Annotated in this window: 21 protein-coding genes; 10 read left to right on the top strand and 11 right to left on the bottom strand. The window is 71.6% G+C overall.

The annotated features are described in order from the left end of the window. Positions 1 to 4 precede the first annotated feature (4 nt). From ACIHAD_RS41630 to ACIHAD_RS41605, 6 genes are all read right to left on the bottom strand, one after another. The gene (locus ACIHAD_RS41630; protein WP_397360326.1) at positions 5 to 322 is read right to left on the bottom strand and encodes a non-heme iron oxygenase ferredoxin subunit; all 318 of its coding nucleotides are present in this window, start codon (positions 320 to 322) and stop codon (positions 5 to 7) included. Continuing rightward, entirely contained in the window at positions 319 to 1440 is a 1122-nt protein-coding gene (gene sufD / locus ACIHAD_RS41625; RefSeq protein WP_397360324.1) for a Fe-S cluster assembly protein SufD, read from the bottom strand. Before sufD ends, ACIHAD_RS41630 begins: the two co-directional genes overlap by 4 nt. Beyond that, positions 1440 to 2852, bottom strand: coding sequence for a Fe-S cluster assembly protein SufB (gene sufB, locus ACIHAD_RS41620; RefSeq protein ID WP_397360322.1), 1413 nt, complete (start codon positions 2850 to 2852; stop codon positions 1440 to 1442). The genes sufD and sufB overlap by 1 nt, the downstream gene beginning before the upstream one ends. Beyond that, a complete protein-coding gene (locus tag ACIHAD_RS41615) occupies positions 2849 to 3547 on the bottom strand; it encodes a metalloregulator ArsR/SmtB family transcription factor (protein WP_358300130.1) in 699 nt (232 codons plus the stop codon). The genes sufB and ACIHAD_RS41615 overlap by 4 nt, the downstream gene beginning before the upstream one ends. Positions 3548 to 3638: 91 nt before the next feature. Further along, entirely contained in the window at positions 3639 to 4874 is a 1236-nt protein-coding gene (locus tag ACIHAD_RS41610) for a multidrug effflux MFS transporter (protein WP_397360321.1), read from the bottom strand. Between the two features lie 93 nt (positions 4875 to 4967). Then, positions 4968 to 5738 carry a VOC family protein gene (locus ACIHAD_RS41605; RefSeq protein WP_397360320.1) on the bottom strand — a complete coding sequence of 257 codons (771 nt, stop codon included), beginning with the start codon at positions 5736 to 5738 and terminating at the stop codon, positions 4968 to 4970. 171 nt (positions 5739 to 5909) lie between these two features. On the opposite strand from ACIHAD_RS41605, the gene ACIHAD_RS41600 reads away from it, so the two are divergent. The 3 genes from ACIHAD_RS41600 (at position 5910) to ACIHAD_RS41590 (ending at position 8585) form a co-directional block, all read left to right on the top strand. Continuing rightward, positions 5910 to 6818 (top strand): ABC transporter ATP-binding protein, encoded by a 909-nt coding sequence (locus tag ACIHAD_RS41600; protein WP_397360319.1) that lies wholly within the window; start codon positions 5910 to 5912, stop codon positions 6816 to 6818. Next, positions 6815 to 7585 (top strand): ABC transporter permease, encoded by a 771-nt coding sequence (locus tag ACIHAD_RS41595; protein WP_397360318.1) that lies wholly within the window; start codon positions 6815 to 6817, stop codon positions 7583 to 7585. The genes ACIHAD_RS41600 and ACIHAD_RS41595 overlap by 4 nt, the downstream gene beginning before the upstream one ends. An 82-nt stretch (positions 7586 to 7667) precedes the next feature. Then, complete coding sequence (locus tag ACIHAD_RS41590) at positions 7668 to 8585, top strand: EamA family transporter (protein WP_397360317.1); 918 nt, start codon at positions 7668 to 7670, stop codon at positions 8583 to 8585. A gap of 224 nt (positions 8586 to 8809) precedes the next feature. Here ACIHAD_RS41590 and ACIHAD_RS41585 read toward each other — a convergent pair whose 3' ends face one another. From ACIHAD_RS41585 to ACIHAD_RS41575, 3 genes are read right to left on the bottom strand one after another with little or no spacing between them, the layout of a single operon-like run. Continuing rightward, positions 8810 to 9478: a GntR family transcriptional regulator gene (locus ACIHAD_RS41585; protein ID WP_397360316.1), complete on the bottom strand. Its 669-nt coding sequence runs from the start codon at positions 9476 to 9478 to the stop codon at positions 8810 to 8812. A gap of 12 nt (positions 9479 to 9490) precedes the next feature. Next, the gene (locus ACIHAD_RS41580; protein WP_397360315.1) at positions 9491 to 10432 is read right to left on the bottom strand and encodes an ornithine cyclodeaminase family protein; all 942 of its coding nucleotides are present in this window, start codon (positions 10430 to 10432) and stop codon (positions 9491 to 9493) included. Next, on the bottom strand, positions 10429 to 11526 hold the full coding sequence (locus tag ACIHAD_RS41575) for a proline racemase family protein (protein ID WP_397360313.1): 1098 nt from the start codon (positions 11524 to 11526) through the stop codon (positions 10429 to 10431). Before ACIHAD_RS41575 ends, ACIHAD_RS41580 begins: the two co-directional genes overlap by 4 nt. Positions 11527 to 11643: 117 nt before the next feature. Here ACIHAD_RS41575 and ACIHAD_RS41570 point away from each other — a divergent pair, with 117 nt between their 5' ends. Beyond that, positions 11644 to 12630, top strand: a complete 987-nt coding sequence (locus ACIHAD_RS41570) for a heme A synthase (protein ID WP_397360312.1) — start codon at positions 11644 to 11646, stop codon at positions 12628 to 12630. 23 nt (positions 12631 to 12653) lie between these two features. Further along, positions 12654 to 13361, top strand: coding sequence for a vancomycin high temperature exclusion protein (locus tag ACIHAD_RS41565; protein ID WP_397360311.1), 708 nt, complete (start codon positions 12654 to 12656; stop codon positions 13359 to 13361). Here the strand turns inward: ACIHAD_RS41565 and ACIHAD_RS41560 are convergent. Further along, entirely contained in the window at positions 13337 to 14527 is a 1191-nt protein-coding gene (locus ACIHAD_RS41560) for a PrsW family intramembrane metalloprotease (protein ID WP_397360310.1), read from the bottom strand. The two genes, ACIHAD_RS41565 and ACIHAD_RS41560, sit on opposite strands and share 25 nt — an antisense overlap. Positions 14528 to 14637: 110 nt before the next feature. Then, positions 14638 to 15582, bottom strand: coding sequence for a heme o synthase (locus ACIHAD_RS41555; protein ID WP_397360309.1), 945 nt, complete (start codon positions 15580 to 15582; stop codon positions 14638 to 14640). A gap of 335 nt (positions 15583 to 15917) precedes the next feature. Between ACIHAD_RS41555 and tkt the strand changes: the two genes are divergently transcribed. The 5 genes from tkt to ACIHAD_RS41530 are packed head-to-tail and all read left to right on the top strand — an operon-like array spanning position 15918 to position 23177. Continuing rightward, positions 15918 to 17948: a transketolase gene (gene tkt, locus ACIHAD_RS41550; RefSeq protein WP_397360366.1), complete on the top strand. Its 2031-nt coding sequence runs from the start codon at positions 15918 to 15920 to the stop codon at positions 17946 to 17948. A gap of 7 nt (positions 17949 to 17955) precedes the next feature. Continuing rightward, on the top strand, positions 17956 to 19047 hold the full coding sequence (gene tal, locus ACIHAD_RS41545; RefSeq protein WP_397360308.1) for a transaldolase: 1092 nt from the start codon (positions 17956 to 17958) through the stop codon (positions 19045 to 19047). Further along, on the top strand, positions 19044 to 20660 hold the full coding sequence (locus ACIHAD_RS41540) for a glucose-6-phosphate isomerase (RefSeq protein ID WP_397360307.1): 1617 nt from the start codon (positions 19044 to 19046) through the stop codon (positions 20658 to 20660). Before tal ends, ACIHAD_RS41540 begins: the two co-directional genes overlap by 4 nt. A 1-nt stretch (position 20661) precedes the next feature. After that, a complete protein-coding gene (gene zwf, locus ACIHAD_RS41535) occupies positions 20662 to 22263 on the top strand; it encodes a glucose-6-phosphate dehydrogenase (protein WP_397360305.1) in 1602 nt (533 codons plus the stop codon). Further along, positions 22263 to 23177, top strand: a complete 915-nt coding sequence (locus tag ACIHAD_RS41530; protein WP_397360304.1) for a glucose-6-phosphate dehydrogenase assembly protein OpcA — start codon at positions 22263 to 22265, stop codon at positions 23175 to 23177. The genes zwf and ACIHAD_RS41530 overlap by 1 nt, the downstream gene beginning before the upstream one ends. Positions 23178 to 23194: the final 17 nt, after the last annotated feature.

Raw genomic sequence — 23194 nt, 5'->3', positions numbered from 1 at the left:
GTTGTTATGACTCCTTCGAGAGCGAGACGAGGACGTCATCGCCGTCGATCTTGACTGTGTAGACGTTCACGGGCTTGGTGGCGGGCGGGCCGGTCGGCTTGCCGGTGCGCACGTCGAAGCACGAGCCGTGCAGCCAGCACTCCAGCGTGCCGTCGTAGACCTCGCCCTCGCTGAGCTTCACCTCGGCGTGGGAGCAGACGTCGTGCAGGGCGAAGACGTCCTCGCCCTTGCGCACCAGCGCCACCGGGGTCTCCCCGACCTCGACGCCGATGACGCCGCCGTCGGGGATGTCGGCGACCTGGCAGACCTTCTCGAAACTCATCGCGCGAGCTCCGCCTCCACCGCGGCCAGCACCCGGTCGCGGATCTCCTCGATCTGGATCTTCTCGATGAGCTGGCCGAGGAAGCCCCTGATGACCAGGCGGCGGGCCTCGTCGTAGGGGATGCCGCGGGCCTGGAGGTAGAAGATGTGCTCGTCGTCGAGGCGGCCCGAGGCCGAGGCGTGCCCGGCTCCGGCGACCTCGCCGGTGAGGATCTCCAGGTTGGGCACCGAGTCGGCGCGGGCGCCGTCGGTGAGGATGAGGTTGCGGTTGAGCTCGTAGGTGTCGGTGCCCTCGGCCTCGACCCTGATGATCACGTCGCCGATCCAGACGGCGTGCGCGTCCTGCCCCTGCAGCGCGCCGCGGTAGTCGACGTTGCTCTTGCAGTTGGGCTGGGAGTGGTCGACCAGGAGGCGGTGCTCCAGGTGCTGGCCGGCGTCGACGAAGTAGACGCCCGACATGTCGGCGTCGCCGCCGGGCGCGGTGTAGGCCACGTTGGGCGAGAGCCGCACCAGGTCGCCGCCGAGGGTCACCACGAAGCTGCGGAAGGTGGCGTCCTTGGCGAGCTGGGCGTGGTGGTGGGAGACGTGGACGGCGTCGTCCTCCCAGTCCTGGAGGCTGACGACCTTGAGGTTGGCGCCGTCGCCGACGACGAACTCGATGTTGTCGGCGTAGACGGCGCTGCCCTTGTGGTCGAGCACGACCACGGCCTCGGCCATCGGCTCCACCTTGACCACGATGTGGCCGTAGGCGGCGCCGTCGCCCTCACCGGTCAGGGTGAGCACGGTCGGCCTCGACGTGACGGCCTCGCGCGGCACCGTGATCACGGTCGCCTTCTCGAAGCTGTTCCACGCCTGCGCGCTGACCCGGTCGGTGGGCGTGAACGCCTTGCCGACGCGGGCGTCGTCGCGCCCGACCGTCTCCACGACGACCTCGGGCGCGGCCTCGACGTCGAGGCGCACGTGACCCACGGGGTCGGCCTTGCCGCTGTGCAGGCCCTTCAGGCGGGAGAGCGGCGTGAAGCGCCACGACTCCTCGCGCCCGGTCGGGACCTCGAAGTCGCCCAGGTCGTAGGACGCCTTCTCGTGCAGGGTCGACAGGGGCTTCTCGTTCAGGCCCATCAGCCGACGGCTCCTTCCATCTGCAGCTCGATCAGCCGGTTGAGCTCGAGCGCGTATTCCATGGGCAGCTCGCGGGCGATCGGCTCGACGAAGCCGCGCACGATCATCGCCATCGCCTCGTCCTCGCCGAGCCCGCGGCTCATGAGGTAGAAGAGCTGGTCCTCGCTGACCTTGGAGACCGTGGCCTCGTGGCCCATCGAGACGTCGTCCTCGCGCACGTCGACGTACGGATAGGTGTCGGAGCGGCTGATCTGGTCGACCAGGAGCGCGTCGCACTTGACGGTGCTGGCGCTGCCGTGGGCGCCCTCCTCGATCTGCACGAGACCGCGGTAGGAGGTGCGGCCGCCGCCGCGCGCCACCGACTTGGAGATGACGCTGGAGCTGGTGTTGGGCGCCAGGTGCACCATCTTGGAACCGGCGTCCTGGTGCTGGCCCTCGCCGGCGAAGGCGACGCTCAGCGTCTCGCCCTTGGCGTGCTCGCCCATCAGGTAGACGGCCGGGTACTTCATCGTGACCTTGGAGCCGATGTTGCCGTCGATCCACTCCATGGTCGCGCCCTCGTAGGCGACGGCGCGCTTGGTGACCAGGTTGTAGACGTTGTTCGACCAGTTCTGGATGGTCGTGTAACGGCAGCGGGCGTTCTTCTTCACGATGATCTCGACGACCGCGCTGTGCAGCGAGTCGGAGGAGTAGATCGGCGCGGTGCAGCCCTCGACGTAGTGGACGTAGGAGTTCTCGTCCACGATGATCAGGGTCCGCTCGAACTGGCCCATGTTCTCGGTGTTGATCCGGAAGTAGGCCTGCAGCGGGATCTCGACCTCGACGTTCGGCGGCACGTAGATGAACGAGCCACCGGACCACACGGAGGTGTTGAGCGCGGCGAACTTGTTGTCGCCGACCGGGATCACCGAGCCGAAGTACTCCTTGAAGAGCTCCTCGTGCTCCTTCAGGCCCGTGTCGGTGTCGACGAAGATGACGCCCTTCTCCTCAAGGTCCTCACGGATCTTGTGGTAGACGACCTCCGACTCGTACTGGGCCGCGACGCCGGCGATGAGGCGCTGCTTCTCCGCCTCGGGGATGCCGAGCTTGTCGTAGGTGTTCTTGATGTCGGCGGGCAGCTCGTCCCAGGAAGCGGCCTGCTTCTCGGTCGAGCGCACGAAGTACTTGATGTTGTCGAAGTCGATGCCGGTGAGGTCGGAGCCCCAGGTGGGCAGCGGCTTCTTGCCGAACAGGCGGAGGCCCTTCAGGCGAAGGTCGAGCATCCACTCCGGCTCGTTCTTGAGCGCGGAGATGTTGCGGACGACCTCCTCGGACAGGCCACGCTTGGCCGCCGCGCCCGCGGCATCCGGGTCGGCCCAGCCGAACTTGTAATTCCCGAGGCCTTCCAGCTCCGGGCGGTCGGTGACAGTCACCTTCCGGTCTCCTTGCTCTTGTCTCTATGTGCGGATTCAGCCAGCGACTTGGGGCTCACGTGGGTCGTGCAGACCCCGTCGCCATGCGCGATCGTGGCCAGGCGCTGCACCGGGGTGCCGAGCAGTTGCGCGAACGCCTCCGTCTCGGCCTCGCAGAGCTGCGGGAACTCCGCGGCCGCGTGAGCCACCGGGCAGTGGTGCTGGCAGAGCTGGTCGCCGCCCGACTTGGCCTTGCTGGCCGAGGCGGCGTACCCCTCTGCCGACAGCGCCTGCGCCAGCACCTGTACGCGCTGATCCGCCGGCACCGTCCGCATGACCGGCTCCAGCCGCGTCAGCAGGCTCGACACCTGCGAGCGGGCGAAGTCGGTCACGGCTTCTCGCCCCATGCGCTCGGCCAGGAAGCGGAGTGCGCTCCCGGCGAGGTCGTCATAGGCGTGCTCGAAAGCACTGCGCCCCGCGTCGGTGATGGCGAACAGCTTGGCGGGCCGTCCGCGACCGCGCTGACCGCGCGGCCTGACCGTGCGAGGCTCTATCATTCCCTCGGCCAGCAACGCGTCGAGGTGCCTGCGCACCGCGGCGGGCGTCAGCCCCAGCCGCTCGCCGAGCGAGGCGGCCGTCACGGGACCATGCTCAAGGATCAGCCTGGCGACACGCGCGCGTGTGCCGCGCTCGCTACCGGGCTCGATCGTGGGCATGTTTTTCACAACATCAGTGTGCCGTAATTCCTTCCCGGTTCACAAACGAATCGGAGCAGGCCACCAATGGAATTCCTCACGCAGGTGAGCCTTACCTAACCTTTCGGCGTCCCAGGATCGCGAACGCGAGCGCCGAGCACACGATGAGCCCGAGCATCACGCAGGCCATCGGCACGGCCGTGCCCTCGCCCGCCAGGCCGACCAGCGGGGCCGCCACGGCGCCCAGCGCGAACTGCAGCACGCCGAGCAGCGCCGAGGCGCTTCCCGCGATCTGGGCGGGCTGCCCGGCCAGGGCCAGCGCGCCGGTGCCGGGCAGGACGAGCCCCTGTCCCAGCATGATCACGAACAGGCCCGCCACGATGCCGGCCAGGCCGAGCCCGGTGAGCGCGGCGGTCATCAGCAGCCCCGCGCCCACCAGGGCGGTGACCAGCCCGGCCACGACCAGGCGGGCGGGCTCCACGCGGCCCGACAGGCGGCCGCCGAGCTGGGCCATCGCGGTCAGGCCGAGCGCGTTGAGGCCGAAGATGAGCGAGTACTGCTGGGGGGTGGCGCCGTACACCTGCTGGAGCACGAACGGAGAGCCGGAGATGTAGCCGAACATCGCCGCGAAGGCCAGCCCGGCGGTGAGCGCGCAGCCCATGAACGAGCGGTCGCGCAGGAGCTGCCAGAAGGTTCGCACGGTGTGCGCGAGCCCGCCGCTCTCGCGCTGGGCGGCGGGCAGCGTCTCGCGCACCCCCGGCAGCACGGCCAGCAGCAGCACGAGCCCGGCGACGCTGAGCGCCACGAACACGCCGCGCCAGGAGGTGAAGGCGAGCAGCTGGGCCCCCGCGATGGGGGCCAGGATCGGGGCCAGGCCGCTGACCAGCATGAGGGTGGCGAAGATGCGGGCGATGGCGGCGCCGTCGTACAGGTCGCGGACGACCGCGCGCACGATGACCAGCGCCGCCCCGCCCAGGACGCCCTGGAGCAGCCGCAGCACGATCAGCACGGGCACCGAGGGCGCGAACGCGCACAGCAGCGAGGCCACCATGAACCCGGACACGCCCACGATCAGCGGGACGCGCCGCCCGCGCACGTCGCTGACCGGGCCGGCCACGATCTGGCCGACGGAGACGCCGATGAGGCAGGCGGTGAGGGTGAGCTGGACCTGCGCCGGAGCGCTGAGCATCTCCTCGGTGATGGCGGGCAGCGCGGGCAGGTACATGTCGATGGACAGCGGGCCGATCGCCGACAGCGCGCCCAGGATGACCAGCAGCAGCCCCCGCCTCCCGCCCTTGGTCTCGCCCTTGCTCCCAATGGCGGCGGACGCGGCTTCTGCCACGGACATGCGTGAACCCCTCTCCCTCGCAGGCCGATGACCCACGAGGGCCGAGGGATCAAACCGGGATTCAGTCCTCCTAATTCCCGGTTATCAGATATTTCACGCTGTTTCGTTGAGCTGGATGACCCCGAAGGCCGCGCCCTGCGGATCGATCAGCTGCGCGAACCGGCCGGGCGGCGCCTCGGTCACGCCGGTGAGCACGTCCGCGCCCGCGTCGGCGGCGGTGTGCAGGGCCACGTCGAGGTCGGCGACCGCGAAGTACGTCAGCCAGAACGACGGCAGCTCCGCCGGGGCCTCGTCGGGCATCGGCATCAAGCCCGCCACGCTGGTCTCCCCCGCCATCCACTCGGTGTACGCCATGCCGCCCATGTCGGACGTGCGCGACGTCCAGCCGAAGACCGCCGCGTAGAAGCGCTCGGCCGCCGGCACGTCGCGCGTGTACAGCTCGTTCCAGCAGAACGCGCCCGGCTCGTTGACCAGCTCGGCCCCCGCGTGGGCGGCCGCCTGCCAGGCCCCGGCGAAGGAGCCGTCGGGGGCCCGCAGGACGGTCATGGTGCCCTCGTCGAAGATCGCCATGGGCTCGGCCACCACGGTGCCGCCGGCGTCCCTGACCCGGCCGGCCAGCGCGGCGGCGTCGTCGGTGGCGACGTAGGTGTTCCACAACGGGCCGCCGTCGCGGGCGGGGCCGACCCCGGCGACCTTGCTGCCCTCGTGGACGAACATCCCGTAGCCGCCGGCCGCCGGGTCGTCGACCATGTCGGCCCGCCAGCCGAACAGGTCCCCGTAGAACCGGGCCGAGCCGGGGACGTCGGTGCTGGCCAGGTCCACCCAGCACGGGACTCCTGGGTCGTATCCACTGCGTCGCGACATGCAACCTCCTCAGACGTGGAGCTCATCGCCACACTTGCCCCCGTTCTCACGCCTTTCCGGGGAACGGTCCGGTCAAGAGCCGTCCATTTCCGGGCAGGGGGGCTCACCGCCCGTTCGCCGGGCGCGTACCTGGGGGCCGGACCGCCCGGGGCAGTCCCTAAACTCGTGGCCATGGATTCCCCAGCCGTCGAGATCGTCGACCTGGTCAAACGCTACGGCGGCAGGACCGCCCTCGACGGCCTCACGCTGCGGGCCGGCCGCGGCGCGGTCACCGCCGTCCTCGGCCCCAACGGCGCGGGCAAGACGTCCACGGTCGAGATCTGCGAGGGGTTCCGCAAGGCCGACTCCGGCACGGTGCGGGTGCTCGGCCTGTCGCCCACGCTGCCCGAGCTGCGCCCGCGCGTCGGGGTGATGCTCCAGGCCGGCGGCGTGCCGCCGGCGATGCGCTGCGCCGAGTGGCTGCGTCTGGTCTCGCGCTTCTACGCCCGTCCCCACGACCCGGGCGCGCTGCTGACCCGGCTGGGGCTGGCCGAGCACGCGCGCACCGCCTACCGGCGGTTGTCGGGCGGGCAGCAGCAGCGGCTCTCGCTGGCCGCGGCCGTGATCGGCAGGCCGGAGCTGGTCTTCCTCGACGAGCCGACCGCCGGTCTCGACCCGCAGGCCAGGCACGCCTGCTGGGAGCTGGTCGGCGAGCTGCGCGGCGCCGGGGTGTCGGTGGTGCTGACCACCCACCACATGGAGGAGGCCGAGCGGCTGGCCGACCACGTCGTGATCATCGACAGGGGGCGCGTGGTGGCCGAGGGCAGCCCGGCCTCGCTGACCGGGGCCGAGCGGCAGCTCAGGTTCAGGGCCAGGCCGGGGCTCACGCTGGAGGAGCTGCTCAACGCGCTCCCCGTGGGCAGCGCGGCCAAGGAGTCGCCCGCCGGCCACTACATCATCGAGGGCCAGGTCGGGCCCGAGCTGCTGGCCACGGTCACGGCCTGGTGCGCGGCCGAGGGCGTCACGGCCGACGACCTGCGCATCGAGCGCCGTACCCTCGAAGACGTCTTCCTCGAACTGACCGGCAGGGAGCTGCGATGACCCCCGCGCTCGACCTCACGCCCGCGCCGGGCGCCGCGCCCTTCCCGCGCATGGTGCTCGCGCAGGCCGGTTCCGAGGTCCGCACGATGCTCCGCAACGGCGAGCAGCTCCTGCTCACGCTGATCATCCCGGTGCTGCTGCTGGTCGGCTTCTCGCTGGCGCCGCTGGTCGACGTCGGCGCCGGCCGGCGGGTCGACTTCCTGGTCCCGGGCGTGCTGGCGCTGGCCGTCATGTCCACGGCGTTCACCGGCCAGGCCATCGGCACCGGCTTCGAGCGCCGCTACGGCGTGCTGAAGCGGCTGGGCGCGACCCCGCTGTCCAGGGCCGGTCTCATGCTGGCCAAGACGGGCGCGGTGGTGGCCGTGGAGGTCATCCAGGCCGCCGTGATCGTGGCCGTGGGGCTGGCGCTGGGCTGGCGGCCCCACGGGTCGTTCCTGGCCGCCGCGGTCCTGGTCGTGCTGGGCACGGCGGCCTTCAGCGGCCTCGGGCTGCTCATGGCGGGCACGCTGCGGGCCGAGGCGACGCTGGCCGCGGCCAACCTGGTCTACCTGGTGCTGCTGGGGGCGGGCGGGGTGGTGTTCCCGCTGTCGAAGTTCCCCGAGGGCGCGCGGCCGGTCCTGGAGCTGCTGCCGATCTCGGCGCTGACCGGCGGCCTGCGCGCGGTGCTCGCCCAGGGGGCGGCGCTGCCGCTGGGGCCGGTGCTCGTCCTGGCCGGCTGGGCCGTGCTGACCCTGGCCCTGGTCTCGCGCGTGTTCCGCTGGGAGTGAGGGGCGCGCCACCCCCGGTGCGGAGATGTCGTACGAGGTCAGTACTCTCTGACGACTGCCCCAGCGTCCTGCGAGGAGCTCCGTGACCGACTTCGCCCTCGACGATCCCTTCGATCGCCGCCCGGCGCTGCCCCGGCCCGGTCGCCTGCTGCGTCAGGCCGCGGACTCGATCCCGCCCTCGTCGCTCGTCCTGCTGTCCATCGTCTCGGTGCAGCTCGGCGCGGCGTTCGCCAAGGAGCTGTTCGCCGTCCTGCCGCCGAGCGCCGTGGTGTTCCTGCGCATCGCGGCCGGCGGCCTGATCATGGCCGCGGTGGCCCGTCCGAAGCTCAAGGGGCTGAGCCGGCGTGACTGGGCGGTCGGGGTCGGCTTCGGCCTGACGCTCGCCCTGATGAACCTGTCGTACTACGAGGCCCTGTCGCGGCTGCCGATGGGCGTCGCGGTGGCGATCGAGTTCCTCGGCCCGCTGGGCGTGGCCGTGGCGGCCTCGCGGCGCAGGCTCGACCTGGCCTGGATCGGCCTGGCGGGGCTCGGCGTGGCGCTGCTGGCGCCCTGGGGGCAGCAGGCGTCGGCGAGCTGGTGGCTCGGCATCGGGTTCGCCCTGGTGGCGGGGGCGTGCTGGGCGGGCTACATCCTGCTGTCGGCCGCGGCCGGGGGGCGGTTCCCCGGCACCACCGGGCTGTCGTTCGCGATGATCGTCTCGGCTCTGGTGATCGCGCCGGTGGGCGTCACGACCGGCGGCGCCGACCTGTTGCAGCCGTCCCTGCTGCTGATCGGGCTGGGCGTGGGGCTGCTGTCGTCGGTGATCCCGTACTCGCTGGAGCTCCACGCGCTGCGGAGCATGCCCAAGCACGTGTTCGGCATCCTGATGAGCCTCGAACCGGCGGTGGCGGCGATGGCGGGCGTGCTGGTGCTGGGCGAGGTCCTGCACGTGCAGCAGTGGGCGGCGATCGTGTGCGTCGTGGCCGCCAGCCTGGGCTCGACCCGGATGAGCGGGCGGTAGGTGCCGCCGCGCGCCCGCGGGGATGGGGATCTCTCGGGCGCGCGGCGGAGGGCTCGGCTTCAGGTGGGCGGGTCGCCGAGCCCGGTGAAGGTCAGCGGAGCGGGCTTCCGCGTGACCGGGCTTGTGAAGCTCCACGCAGATCAGTTCGTGAAAGCTTTCACAAACACGCTACCGCAAAACAGACAAACCTTCTAAATTCAGACGGTAAAGAATCGCGAGCGGCGTCAGTGCTCGGCCCAGATGCCCCGGACGTGGCCGATGTGCTCGGCCATGAGGTGGCCGACCGCCGCGCCGTCGCCGCTCTTGAGCGCGTCGAGCAGGGCCAGGTGCTCCCTGGCCGAGTCGGTCAGCGAGCCGCGCTCGGCGAGCTGGGACAGCCCGTAGAGCCTGGCCCGGTTGCGCAGGTCGCGCACCACCTCCACCAGGTGGACGTTGCCGGACAGGGCCAGCAGCTCCAGGTGGAAGCGCAGGTCGGCGTCGACGTAGGCGAGCAGGTCGCCCCGGTCGGCGGCCGAGACGATCTCCTCGGCGACCGGGCGCAGCCGTTCGAACTCCTCGGCGCGGGCGCTGTCGGCCAGCCGCGACACGGTGGGCACCTCGATCAGCTCGCGGATCTGGGTCAGCTCGTCGAGGTCGCGGTCGGACAGCTCGGTCACCCGGAAGCCCTTGTTCCGCACGGCCTCGACCAGGCCCTCCTTGGCCAGGTCGAGCATGGCCTCGCGGACCGGCGTGGCCGAGACGCCGAACTGCGCGGCGAGCACGGGCGCGGAGTAGACCACCCCGGGCCGCATCTCACCGGTGATCAGCGCGGCCCTCAGCGCGTGCGCCACCTGCTCGCGCAGGCTCTGCCGCTCCCCCACCATGGGCAGGTCGAGCCGGTCCTCGGCAGCCATCCGCCGTCCCTTCTACTTCCACGCCTCGTACGCGGCCGCGGCCACCACCAGGTCCTCCCACGCCATGCCCGTGCTCTTGAACACCCGCGGGCCGGGACCGGCCACCACCCTTCCGGCGATCAGCTCGGCGAGGTTCCCGGCGAGATGACCAGAGGTGATCGTACCGTGGCGGATCGGGATGATCACGTCGCCGGCTTCCTCCAGGGCGGCCGTCCTGGCCTCGACGACCAGGGTCGCGCGGGCGACGAGGTCGCCGTCGAGCTCGCGGACGCCGGGCTCGTGCGACCCGACCGCGACCACGGTGACGCCGTCGCGGGCGAGCTTACCGGGGAACAGCGGCTGCGCGGCCGTGGTGCAGCAGGCGACGAGGTCGGCGGCCCGGACCGCGTCCGCCACCGCCGGGGCGCCCGCGGCCAGGGCCTCGGCGGTCAGGCCCAGGTCGCGGCAGCGGCCGGCCAGGGCGGCGGCGCGGGCGGGGTCGCGGCCGACGACCGTGACGTGCTCGACGGGCCGTACCTCGCGCAGGGCCAGGACGTGGCCGTGCGCCTGCGGCCCGCTGCCGAACACCACCAGGCGCCGGGCGTCCGGCTCGGCCAGGTGCGCGACGGCCAGCGCGGAGACGGCGGGCGTGCGCAGGGACGTGAGCGCGATGCCGTCCAGGGCGGCCAGCGGCGCCAGGGTGTCGCCGTCGAGCAGCAGGTACGTCCCCTGGATGCGGGGCAGGCCGCGCCCGGGGTTGGCGGGCGTGACGGTGACGGCCTTGAGCCCGGCGTAACGTCCGGCGGCGGCGGGCATGAGCAGGAGCTGTCCGGCCGGCAGGTCCACGGCCGGACGCCGGGGCGTCAGCTCGGGGTCGAGCCCGGCGCGCAGGGCCTGTTCGAGGACGGCCACCGCGCGGCCGACCGGCACCAGCCGCTCCAGCACGTCCCCGTCGATGTAGGGCAGCTCGCTCATCGCAGCGTGAACCCCGTTCCGATCGGGTCGGCGGGATCGAGCTCGAAGACGTGCCTGCCGGTGCGGTAGGCCATGCCCTCGATCTCCGGCACGATCCCCTCGGGCGTCACCCCGGCCACGCGCGCCCGGAAGACGGATCCGACGATGCTCTCGTGGACCAGCGTGCCGCGCAGGCCCGCCTCGTGCAGCAGCGCCATCCTGGCGGCGGTGCCCGAGCCGCACGGCGACCGGTCCACCTCGCCGTCGGCGAAGACGGTGACGTTGCGCTGGCGGACGCTCCCGCCGACGCCCGGCGGCTCGCCGTTCGGCAGTTCGCCGTCCGGCAGTTCGCCGTTCGCCAGGTGGTCGTTCGCCAGGTCGTCGTTCGCCAGGTCGTCGTTCGCCAGGTCGCCGTTCGCCAGGTCGTCGTTCGGCAGGTCGTCCGGCAGTTCGTCGTAGAAGATCACGCCGTAGACGCCGGAGAGCCGGTCGTCGCGCGGGTGGCGGGTGGCGGGGTGGCCGGCCAGGGCGGCCTTGATGCGGCGGGCGTGCCCGACGAGGTCGGTCAGGTGGCGGGGCTCGACGGACAGGCCCAGCGACCCAGCCGAAATAGACGCATAAATCGCCCCGCCGTACGAAATATCAACCTTGGTCCCGGCGGCACCCACGTCGCGCGCCATCACGTACGACGGGACGCTCACGAACGTCACCCCCTCCACCCGCCCGCCCGAGCACCGCACCCGGGCCCTGACCCGCCCCGACGGCACGTCCACCACCACGTCGGTCTCCCCGTCGGGATCGGCCTCGACCAGCCCCTCGTGCACCGCGTAGGCCCCGAGGGCGATCGTGCCGTGCCCGCAGGCGGTGGAGAAGCCGTCCTTGTGCCAGAACAGCACGCCGAGGTGCGCCCCGGCGTCGTCGGGCGGGACCAGGAAGCAGCCGTACATGTCGGCGTGCCCGCGCGGCTCGTGGCACAGCAGCCGCCTGACGTGGTCGGCGTGGCCGGGCGCGTTCTCCCGCCGGGTGAGCACGTCGGCCCCGGGGATCTCGGGCACGCCGCCGGTGACGATCCGGAACGGCTCCCCGCCCGTGTGGTAGTCGACAGTAGTGATCACAGTTTGGAACCCCTCCGGGACCGGGTCGAGGAAGCCGCCAGGAGTAACATGTCACATTGCGGCGCTGGGGAGAAGCCCCTGACGGGACCGTCCCCCCCGGCCCGTACCATCGTTGACGTGAAGGAATCCGCCGGCCGGCCCAACGTCCTCGTCCGCGCCCTGCTCTCGTTCTGGGCGCCGACCGCGCGCTCGATGCGCGGCTGGGCGCTGGCCTCCGTGGTGGCCAACGCGGGCATCGCGGTGACCGGCGCGGGGGTGCGGGTGACCGGTTCCGGGCTCGGCTGCCCGACCTGGCCGAGGTGCACTCCCGACAGCTTCGTGCCGATCGCCCATCCCGAGATGTCGATGCTCACGATGCTCATCGAGTTCGGCAACCGGCTGCTGACGTTCCTGGTGCTCGCGGTGGGCGCGGCGTGCGTGCTCGCGGCGCTGCGCCTGGCCCCGCGCAGGCGGGTGCTGGTGCGCCTGGCGCTGCTGCAGCCCGCGGGCGTGCTGGCCCAGGCCCTGTGGGGCGGGCTGGTGGTCAGGAGCGCGCTCAGCCCGTTCACGGTCGGCATGCACTTCCTGATCTCCATGGCCCTGATCGCCGCCTGCTGGATGCTCTACGCCCGCGCCGGCGAGGGCGACGGCCCGGCCGCCGGGGTCGCCCACCGCGACGTCCGGCGGCTCGGCTACGCGCTGCTCGCGGCCACGGCCGTGCTGCTGGTGGCGGGCGTGGTGGTCAGCGGCACGGGCCCGCACTCGGGCGACGTCATCGCCTCCCGGTTCGGCTTCGACATCGAGACCGTGGCCCGGCTGCACGCCGACATCGTCTACGTCGTCGTCGGCCTGACGTTCGCGCTGCTGTTCGCGCTGCGCGTGACCGGCGCGCCGCGGGCGGCCAGGCGGGCCGTGCTCGGGCTGTTCGTGGTGGAGCTGGGCCAGGGCGTGATCGGGTACACCCAGTACTTCCTGGCCGTGCCGGCCGCGCTGGTGCTGCTGCACGTGCTCGGCGCCTCGCTGGTGTGGATCGCGGCGCTGCGGGCGGTCACCTCGCTGCGCACCCGAGGCCCGCTGGAGGCCCCGGCCGCCGCCGCTCCCACGGAAGCGCCCGCCACGGTCTGACCTCTTGTGCGAGGGTATGGGGTGTGCTGCGACTTCCCACGATCTCGCGCAGGCTGCTGCGCCGCACGTACCAGGGGCTGGTGCTGGTCAGCGTGCTCGCGCTGGCGCCCATGACCTGGGCCTGGCTCGACAGCTCGCCGCACCGCGTGGTGGCCGACACGGGCGGCTGGCTGGGCCGGGTGCCGCCCGCCCAGGCCGCGCTGGTGCTCGGCGCGGGCCTGTGGGGCACGCAGCCCACGCCCATGCTGGCCCGCCGGCTCGACGTCGCCGCCGAGCTCTACCGGGCGGGCAAGGTACGGGCGCTGCTGCTGTCGGGCGACAACAGCCGCAAGGAGTACGACGAGCCCACCGCCATGCGCGACTACCTGGTACGCCGGGGCGTGCCGGCGGGCGTGATCGTGCTCGACTACGCCGGGTTCGACACCTGGGACTCCTGCTTACGGGCCCGTGAGGTGTTCGGCGCCGACCGCGTCACCGTCGTCACCCAGCTCTTCCACCTGCCGCGGGCCGTGGCGCTGTGCCGGACGGCCGGGCTGGAGACGTTCGGCGTGGGCGACGACTCCACCCGCCGGTGGGCGGCCACCACGTACGTCTACGCCACCCGCGAACTGCTGGCCACGGGCAAGGCCGTCGTGGACGCGCTGCTGCTGCACTCCGACCCGGTCTACCCCGGGCCGCGCGAGGTCTCGCTGACCCGGATCCTGGCTCAGCGGGGCGCGCCGGGCGCGTAGCCGGGCGGCGGGGTGCCCCTGGCCACGCGGCGGGCGTGCACGGGCGGCACCGGGAAGTCGGCGCGGGCGGTGCTCATGCACTCCAGCAGGGCGCGCTGCTCCTCGTGGAAGGCCTGCTCGTCGACGATGTGGCGGGCCGCCCGCTCGTGCAGCAGGCCCAGCTCGGTGGCGGCGAGCTGGTAGTCGCGCATCGCGCGCACGCCCTTCTTGCCGCCGTAGGCCCTGGCCCACTGCCTGGCCTGGCGGCGCCTGGCGAACGTGGACAGCATGTAGATGTCGGCGACCCCGACCAGCTTGGTCGGCTCGTACGGCGGCAGGTAGGTCTGGATGAGCGCGACGATGCGCCGCCGGTCCCTGAACACCACGCCGATCAGCACGACGAGCACCACCAGCAGCGCCAGGTAGGCCACCACGAGCCCGGGGAAGCCGCCGTAGGAGGCCAGGCCGTTCCACAGGCCGTGCAGGATCATCGCCCCCGACCAGCCGGCCAGCACCAGGAAGACCCGCTCGGGCCCCTCGCGCTGGGCCGCGTACGCGACGGCCACCCCGATCATCGAGCTGAACAGCGGATGGGCGAACGGCGACAGGATGCCGCGCAGCACCACGGTGACCGCCAGGCTGCTGACGCCGTTGCCGTTGAGCGCCGACAGGTAGTAGCTGACGTTCTCGCTCATGGCGAAGCCGAGGCCGACCATGCTGGCGTAGATGATGCCGTCGGTGGGCCCGTCGAGCTCGGCCCTGCGGAACTTGAGCAGGCCGAGCAGCACCAGCCCCTTCATCGTCTCCTCGACCACCGGCGCGCCGAAGGTGGCCGCCAGGTTGCGGGCGCTGGTCGGCGAGAGCTTGGCGGTGTCGATGAAGTAGTGGAGGTTGAGCGAGTTGATCGCGCCGGCGACCAGTACGGCGATGCCCGCGCCCCAGGCGAAGGCGAAGATCAGGTTGCTGCGCGGCTCGGGCTCCATGCGGTCGAGCGCCAGCACGGCGGCCAGCAACAGCGGCACCGGCGCCAGGGCGAGCACGAGCGCGATGAAGAACTGCACCGGCTCGCCGTTGATCACGTCGAAGGAGAACGAGACCAGGGCGCAGATGCCGGTGAGGACCAGCCCGGTGATCAACGCGAACGACGGGCGGTCCCTCAACACCCAGCGTGGATCACGGGTCGCCATACCGTGACTTTAACGGATCGAAGGGCCGGTGCCCGTGTGGGCCGCCCGCGCGGGACAGGCACTCCTCACCCTCCGGACATGCGCTCCGGCGGCGTCGGCGGTCACGGGGATCAGGCCAGCAGCGGGTCGATCGCGACGGCGAGGAAGAGCAGCGCGAGGTAGGCGTTGGACCAGTGGAAGAACCGCATCGGACGCAGGTCGACGCCGCTCCTGCCGGCGTTGAGCCGGGCCAGCAGGCGGTGGACCTCCCACAGGCAGACCACGCCGAGCACGGTCGCGACGACCGGGTAGAACAGCGTGGTATGGGCCACCGGCCACAGCGCCAGCGAGCACAGCACGGTCGCCCAGGTGTAGGCCACGGACTCCAGGACGACCCGCCGCTCGGTGGCCACCACCGGCAACATCGGCACGTTGGCCGCCGCGTAGTCCTCCTTGTAGCGCATGGCGAGGGTCCAGGTGTGGGGCGGCGTCCAGAAGAACACCACGCCGAACAGCACCAGGGGCGCCCAGTCGAGCCGCTCGGTGATGCCCGCCCAGCCGATCATGACCGGCATGCAGCCCGCGATGCCGCCCCAGACGATGTTCTGGGCGGTGCGGCGCTTGAGCAGCATCGAGTAGACGACGACGTAGAACAGGATCGCGCCGGTGGACAGCAGGGCGGCCAGCCAATTGGCGGTGACCCACATGCCCACGGCGGACAAGATCCCGAGGACGATCCCGAAAACCAGCGCGCCGCGCGGCGACACCTGATGCCTGGCCAGCGGCCGGCGGCGGGTGCGCCGCATCTTCTGGTCGATGTCGCGGTCGACGTAGCAGTTGAGCGCGTTGGCGCTGCCCGCCGACAGGGTGCCGAACACCATGACGGCGACCGACTTCCACAGCGGCGGCAGGCCGCCGGCCGCGAGGAACATCACCGGGAGGGTCGTGATCAGCAGCAGCTCGATGATCCGCGGCTTGGTGAGCGCGACGTAGGCCTTCACGATCATGCCGAACGTGCGCGGCGCCCCGGGCTCGGTCGAGGGGGCCGTGGCCTGCCTGTTGGTCAGCACCGTCAAGGCGCTTCCAGCCTGTGCGGAGTCAACGCGTAACCTCTGATTAGAGCGGATCGATGAGTGGCGCCGTGACGCCTCTGCGAACAAACAAACTGTAGTCGCAGGGTCGGACGGTCCGGCCAATGGGGGGCTTGAGCCATTCGTGGACACGCGAGGGTGGAAGGGGAATCGATCGCCAGCTCCACTCGGTTAGGGTCCCGTGTGGGCGGGATAGCCAACAGGTACTGCCAAATGACAACTAGATTCCGGAGATCGAGCACTTGAGCACCGAACTCGTGCCAGCCCTTGAATGGACCGACCTCGACAAGAAGGCCGTCGACGTCGTCCGGGCCCTGGCGATGGACGCAGTGGAGAAGGCGGGCTCGGGTCACCCCGGCACCGCCATGAGCCTGGCCCCCGCCGCATACCTGCTGTTCCAGCGCGTGATGCGCCACGACCCGAGCGACCCCAACTGGGCGGGCCGCGACCGGTTCGTGCTGTCGTGCGGCCACACCAGCCTGACGCTCTACATCCAGCTCTACCTCTCTGGCTACGGCCTCACGCTCGACGACCTGCGGCGGCTGCGCCAGTGGGACAGCCTGACGCCGGGTCACCCCGAGCACGGGCACACCGCCGGCGTCGAGACCACCACCGGCCCGCTCGGCCAGGGCCTGGGCAACGCGGTCGGCATGGCGATGGCGGCCCGCCGCGAGCGCGGCCTGTTCGATCCCGACGCCGAGCGCGGCTCCTCGCCGCTCGACCACCACATCTGGTGCATCGTCAGCGACGGCGACATCGAGGAGGGCATCAGCCACGAGGCCAGCGCCCTGGCCGGCCACCAGAAGCTGGGCAACCTCGTCGTCCTGTACGACGACAACCACATCTCCATCGAGGACGACACCCTCATCGCCAAGTCCGAGGACGTCGTCAAGCGCTACGAGGCCTACGGCTGGCACACCGAGAGCGTCGACTGGACCGCCGGCGGCGAGTACGAGGAGGACGTCCAGGCGCTCTACGAGGCGCTTGAGGCGGCCAAGGCCGAGACCGACCGGCCCTCCTTCATCCGGCTGCGCACGATCATCGGCTGGCCGGCGCCGAACAAGAAGAACACCGGCAAGATCCATGGCGCGGCCCTGGGCGAGGCGGAGATCGCCGCGACCAAGGAGATCCTGGGCATGGACCCGGCCAAGAGCTTCGACGTGCCGGCCGAGGTGCTCCAGCACGCCCGCGAGGTGGTCGCCCGCGGCCGTAACGACCGCGCCGAGTGGGACAAGGGTTACGCCGAATGGCGCCTGGCCAACCCCGAGCGGGCCAAGGAGTTCGACCGCATCTCCCACCGCGAGCTGCCCGCCGGCTGGGCCACGGCCCTGCCCGAGTTCGAGACCGGCTCCTCGATGGCCACCCGCAAGGCCAGCGGCGAGGTGCTGGGCGCGCTGGCGCCGGTGCTGCCCGAGCTGTGGGGCGGCTCGGCCGACCTGGCCGAGTCGAACCTGACCACGATGAAGGGCGAGCCGTCCTTCATCCCCGAGGAGTACCAGACCAAGGACTTCCCCGGTAACCGCTACGGCCGCACGCTGCACTTCGGCATCCGCGAGCACGCCATGGGCGCGATCCTCAACGGCATCGCCCTGCACGGCGGCACCCGCCCGTACGGCGGCACGTTCCTGGTCTTCTCCGACTACATGCGCCCGTCGGTGCGCCTGGCCGCGCTGATGAAGCTGCCGGTCACCTACGTGTGGACGCACGACTCCATCGGCCTCGGCGAGGACGGCCCCACCCACCAGCCGATCGAGCACCTGTGGGCGCTGCGCGCGATCCCCGGCCTCGACGTCGTCCGCCCGGCCGACGCCAACGAGACCGCGTACGCGTGGAAGACGATCCTGGAGCACACCGACCGTCCCGCCGCCCTGGCTCTGACCAGGCAGAACGTGCCGGTCTACGAGGGCACGAGCGCCGACGGCGTGGCCCGTGGCGGCTACGTGCTGCGTGACGCCTCCGACGGCCAGCCGCACGTGATCCTCATCGCCACCGGCAGCGAGGTCGAGGTCGCCGTGCAGGGCCGCGAGCTGCTGGAGGCGCAGGGCATCTCCACACGCGTGGTGTCGATGCCGTGTGTCGAGTGGTTCAACGGGCAGGACTCCGCTTACCGGCAGACCGTCCTGCCGAGCGCGATCAGGGCTCGGGTCGCGGTCGAGGCCGGCGTCGCGCTCGGCTGGCACCAGTTCGTCGGCGAGTGCGGCGAAGTGGTCAGCCTGGAGCACTTCGGCGCCTCGGCGCCGTACAGGACGCTGTACGAGCAGTTCGGGCTCACGGCCGAGCGCGTGGCGGCGGCGGCCAAGGCGAGCCTCGCCAAGCTGGGTCAGGACAAGGGCGAGACGACGGGAAACTGAGAAGAAGATGAGCGACAACCTCAACAAGCTGTCCGGCCAGGGCGTTTCCATCTGGCTCGACGACATCAGCCGCGAGCGGCTGCGCACGGGCAACCTCGACCAGCTGATCCGCGAGAAGAACGTCGTCGGCGTCACCTCCAACCCGACGATCTTCGCCGGCGCGCTCAGCAAGGGTGACGCCTACAACGCCCAGCTCCACGACCTGGCCGTACGCGGCGTCACCGTGGAGGAGGCCGTGCGCGCGATCACCACGTACGACATCCGCTGGGCCGCCGACGTGCTGCGCCCGGTCTACGACGCCACCGGCGGCGTGGACGGCCGCGTCTCGCTGGAGGTCGACCCGCGTCTGGCCCGCGAGAGCGAGAAGACCGTGGCCGAGGCCAGGGCGCTGTGGTGGATGGTCGACCGGCCCAACCTGTTCATCAAGATCCCGGCCACCCTTGAGGGCCTGCCCGCGATCACGCAGGCGCTCTCGGAGGGCATCAGCGTCAACGTCACGCTGATCTTCTCCCTGGAGCGCTACCGCGCGGTCATGGACGCGTGGCTGGCCGGCCTGGAGGCCGCGCAGGCCAAGGGTCTCGACCTGGCCACGATCGAGTCGGTGGCCTCGTTCTTCGTCAGCCGTGTCGACACCGAGATCGACAAGCGGCTCGACAGGCTCGGCAAGCCGGAGCTGAAGGGCAAGGCGGGCATCGCCAACGCGCGCCTGGCCTACGCCGCCTACGAGGAGGTCGTCAGCTCCGAGCGCTGGCAGCGCCTGCGCGCCGCGGGCGCCCGTCCGCAGCGCCCCCTGTGGGCCTCGACCGGGGTGAAGAACCCCGACTACTCCGACACCATGTACGTCGACCAGCTCGTCGCCCCCGGCACCGTCAACACGATGCCGGAGAAGACCCTCGACTCCACGGCCGACCACGCCCAGGTCACCGGCGACACCGTGCGCCCCTTCTACGAGCAGGCCTGGAACACCATGGCCGCACTCAAGGACGCCGGCATCGACTACGACGACGTGGTGCGCGTCCTGGAGGAGGAGGGCGTCGAGAAGTTCGAGGCGTCCTGGAACGAGCTGCTCGAAAGCGTCACCAAGAATCTGGTGCCATGATCGAGGTGTCCTACCGCGAGGAGGGGGTGGCCGCGGCCGCCGCCTCCGTCGCGGGGCGCCTCGTCGCCGACGGCGTGCCCGCGCGGCTGGCCGGCGGCGACCCCACGCTGTGGGGTGAGGACGCCGAGGTGGTGGCGGCGGTCCGGCTCGGCTGGCTGACGCTGCCCCGCACCTCCCGCGAGCTCCTTCCCGAGCTGGGCAAGCTCGTGGAGCGGGCACGCGCCGAGGGCCTGACGAACGTGGTGCTGGTCGGCATGGGCGGCTCGTCGCTGGCTCCCGAGGTGATCTGCCAGACCGCCGACGTGCCGCTGACCGTGCTCGACACGACCGACCCCGCGCAGGTCCGGCGGGCCCTGAGCGACCTGCTGGAGTCCACGGTCGTGGTGGTGGCCAGCAAGAGCGGCTCGACCGTCGAGACCGACTGCCACCTGCGCATCTACGAACAGATCTTCACCGAGGCGGGCATCGCGCCCGCCGACCGGATCGTGGTCGTCACCGACCACGGCTCGCCGCTGGAGCAGCGGGCCATCGACGGCGGCTACCACCTGGTGCTGGCCGTTCCCGACGTGGGGGGCCGTTACTCGGCGCTGTCGGCGTTCGGGCTGGTGCCCAGCGCGCTGGCCGGCGCCGACGTCGAGCGGCTGCTGGACGACGCCGAAGAGGTGCTGCCGCTGCTGTCCCAGGACGTCGGCAACCCCGGCCTCGACCTGGGCGCGGCGCTCGGCGGCGCGGCGCTGGCCGGACGCGACAAGCTCGTGCTGGAGGACCAGCTCTCCGGCATCAACGGGCTGCCCGACTGGATCGAGCAGCTCGTCGCCGAGTCCACCGGCAAGCAGGGCAGGGGCATCCTGCCGATCGTCAACGCCGACCCCAACCACACCGGCGACGAGCTGATCGTCGCGATCGAGTCCGACGACGGCGCCGTACGCGTCGACGGGCCGCTCGGCGGCCAGTTCCTGGTCTGGGAGTACGCGACCGCCGTGGCCGGGCTGCTGCTGGAGATCGACCCCTTCGACCAGCCGAACGTGGCCGAGTCCAAGGAGAACACCGCGGCCCTGCTGGCCCTGCCCGACCTGCCGCTCGGCGCGCCCACGCTGGTCGACGGGCCCGTCGAGGTCTACGGCGCGGTCCGCTCGCACGACCTGCCCGGCGTGCTGGCCGAGCTGCTGAAGGCCATCCCGCACGGCGGCTACCTGGCCGTGATGGCCTACCTCGACCGGCTGGCCGCCTTCGACGCGCCCGTGCCCGAGGGCGCCGACTTCGAGCAGATGACCGACGCGTGGATGATGGCCGACGCCGCCACGCTGCGCGCGCTGCTCGCCATCCGCACCAACCGGCCGGTGACGTTCGGATGGGGGCCGCGTTTCCTGCACTCGACCGGCCAATACCACAAGGGCGGGCCGCAGAACGGCGTGTTCCTGCAGATCACGGGGGCGGTGACCGAGGACGTCGCGGTCCCGGGGCGGCCGTACACGCTGGGGCGGCTGCAGCTCGCGCAGGCGCTGGGCGACCTGGCCGCGCTGGAGACCCGCGGACGGCCCGCCGTACGCCTGCACTTGACGGACCGCGCGACGGGTGTCGCGCATTTGCTCGCAGCCGCACAGGAGGTTTGAGATGACTGAGCAGGCATCTCCTGAGGAAGAGGTCGTCGCGGTGGCGGCGGCCGTGGCGAACACCGCCACGACATTGGAGGTCGCGGAGGCCAACCCGTTGCGCGACCCACGTGACAAGCGGCTGCCGCGGGTGGCGGGGCCGTGCGTGCTGGTGCTGTTCGGCGTGACGGGCGACCTGGCCAAGCGCAAGCTGTTGCCGGCCATTTACGACCTGGGCAACCGCGGCCTGTTGCCGCCCGGTTTCTCGCTGGTCGGTTTCGCCAGGCGCGACTGGAAGGACCAGGACTTCGCCCAGTTGACGCACGACGCCGTCAAGGCGCACGCGCGTACGCCGTTCCGCGAGGAGGTCTGGAAGCAGATCCTCGAAGGCATCCATTTCGTGCCCGGCGAGTTCTCCGACGACGGGGCCTTCGACGCGCTGGCGATGGCGTTGGCCGAGATCGACCAGACCCGCGGCACGGGCGGCAACTACGCTTTCTACCTGTCGGTGCCGCCGAAGTTCTTCCCCGTGGTGGTCGAGCAGCTCAAGCGCACCGGGCTGTCCGACGCGCCCGAGGGGTCGTGGCGGCGGGTGGTCATCGAGAAGCCGTTCGGCCACGACCTGAAGTCGGCCCACGAGCTGAACGAGATCACCAACTCGGCGTTCCCGGAGAGCTCGATCTTCCGGATCGACCACTACCTGGGCAAGGAGACGGTCCAGAACATCCTGGCGCTGCGCTTCGCCAACAACCTCTACGAGCCCATCTGGAACCGCAGCTTCGTCGACCACGTGCAGATCACCATGGCCGAGGACATCGGCATCGGCGGGCGCGCGGGCTACTACGACGGCATCGGCGCGGCCCGCGACGTGATCCAGAACCACCTGCTCCAGCTCCTCGCGCTGGTCGCCATGGAGGACCCGACCTCCTTCGACGCCTCGGCGCTGCGCCGGGAGAAGGAGAAGGTGCTCAAGGCCGTGCGGCTGCCGTCCAACCTGGGGCTCAACACCGCCCGCGGCCAGTACGCGGCCGGGTGGCAGGGCGGCGAGAAGGTCGTCGGCTACCTCCAGGAGGAGGGCATCCCCGCCGAGTCGATCACCGAGACGTACGCGGCGATCAAGCTGGAGATCGCCAACCGGCGGTGGGCCGGGGTGCCGTTCTACCTGCGTACCGGCAAGCGGCTGGGCCGCCGGGTCACCGAGGTGGCCGTGGTGTTCCAGCGGGCGCCGCACCTGCCCTTCAGCAAGACCGACACCGAGATCCTGGGCCAGAACGCCCTGGTCGTCCGCGTGCAGCCGGACGAGGGCATCACCGTGCGGTTCGGGTCGAAGGTCCCGGGCACCGCCATGGAGGTGCGCGACGTGTCCATGGACTTCGCCTACGGCGAGTCGTTCCTGGAGTCCTCGCCCGAGGCCTACGAGCGGCTGCTGCTCGACGTCATGATCGGCGACCCGCCGCTCTTCCCGCACCAGCGCGAGGTCGAGCTGTCCTGGACGATCCTCGACCCGATCGAGGACTTCTGGGCCACGCAGGGACAGCCCGAGGCGTACGAGTCGGGCTCGTGGGGCCCGGAGTCGGCCGACGCGATGATGGCGCGCGACGGCCGCGTGTGGAGGAGACTCTAGTGACGACTTTCATGCTGTCGGACACGACGGCCGGCAAGATCTCGGCGCAGCTCATGCTGCTGCGCCACCAGATGGGCGCGCCCGCCATCGGCATGGTGCTGACCCTCGTGGTGGTCTCCGAGGAGCGCCACCAGTACGACGCGCTGCGTGCCGCCACCGAGGCGGCCCGCGAGCACCCCTCGCGCGTCATCGTGGTGATCAAGCGTGAGGAGGCCGAGCCCAACCGGCTCGACGCCGAGCTGCGCATCGGCGAGAACACCCCCGGCGAGGTCGTGGTGCTGCGCCTGTACGGCGAGCTGACCCAGCACGCCGACTCCGTGGTCAGCCCGCTGCTGCTGCCCGACACGCCCGTGGTGGCCTGGTGGCCGGGCGCGGCCCCCGACGTGCCGTCCAAGGACTCGATCGGCGCCCTGGCCCAGCGGCGCATCACCGACGCCAAGGGCTTCGAGGACGGCGGCGCCAAGTCGCTGGTGACCCGGGCCAAGGGCTACGCCCCCGGCGACACCGACCTGTCGTGGGCCCGGCTGACGCCGTGGCGCAGCCTGCTGGCCGCCGCGTTCGACCAGCCGGTCGGCAAGGTGCGCAAGGGCGTGGTGGAGGCCAGCCCCGGGCACCCGAGCGCGCCGCTGCTGGCGGCCTGGCTGTCGGAGCGGCTGGGCGCGCCGGTCAAGGTGGCCGACTCCGCCGGTCCCGGTCTGACCGCCGTACGGCTGCAGGTGAGCGACGGCGAGCTGACGGTCATGCGCTCCGACGCCCGGCTGGCCACGCTGTCGCGTCCCGGCCAGCCCGACCGGAACGTGGCCCTGGCCAGGCGGCACACCTCCGAGCTGATGGCCGAGGAGCTGCGGCGGCTGGACAGCGACGAGGTCTACGAGGCCGCCGTCAAGCGCTTCGCCCGTACGTACAAGGGCTGACCCCCTCCACTCCAGAA

The sequence above is a fragment of the Nonomuraea sp. NPDC052265 genome (assembly GCF_044547985.1).
Classification (GTDB): domain Bacteria; phylum Actinomycetota; class Actinomycetes; order Streptosporangiales; family Streptosporangiaceae; genus Nonomuraea.
Note: the sequence above shows the minus strand (reverse complement) of the source record. Positions and strands in the feature narration are given on the sequence as shown.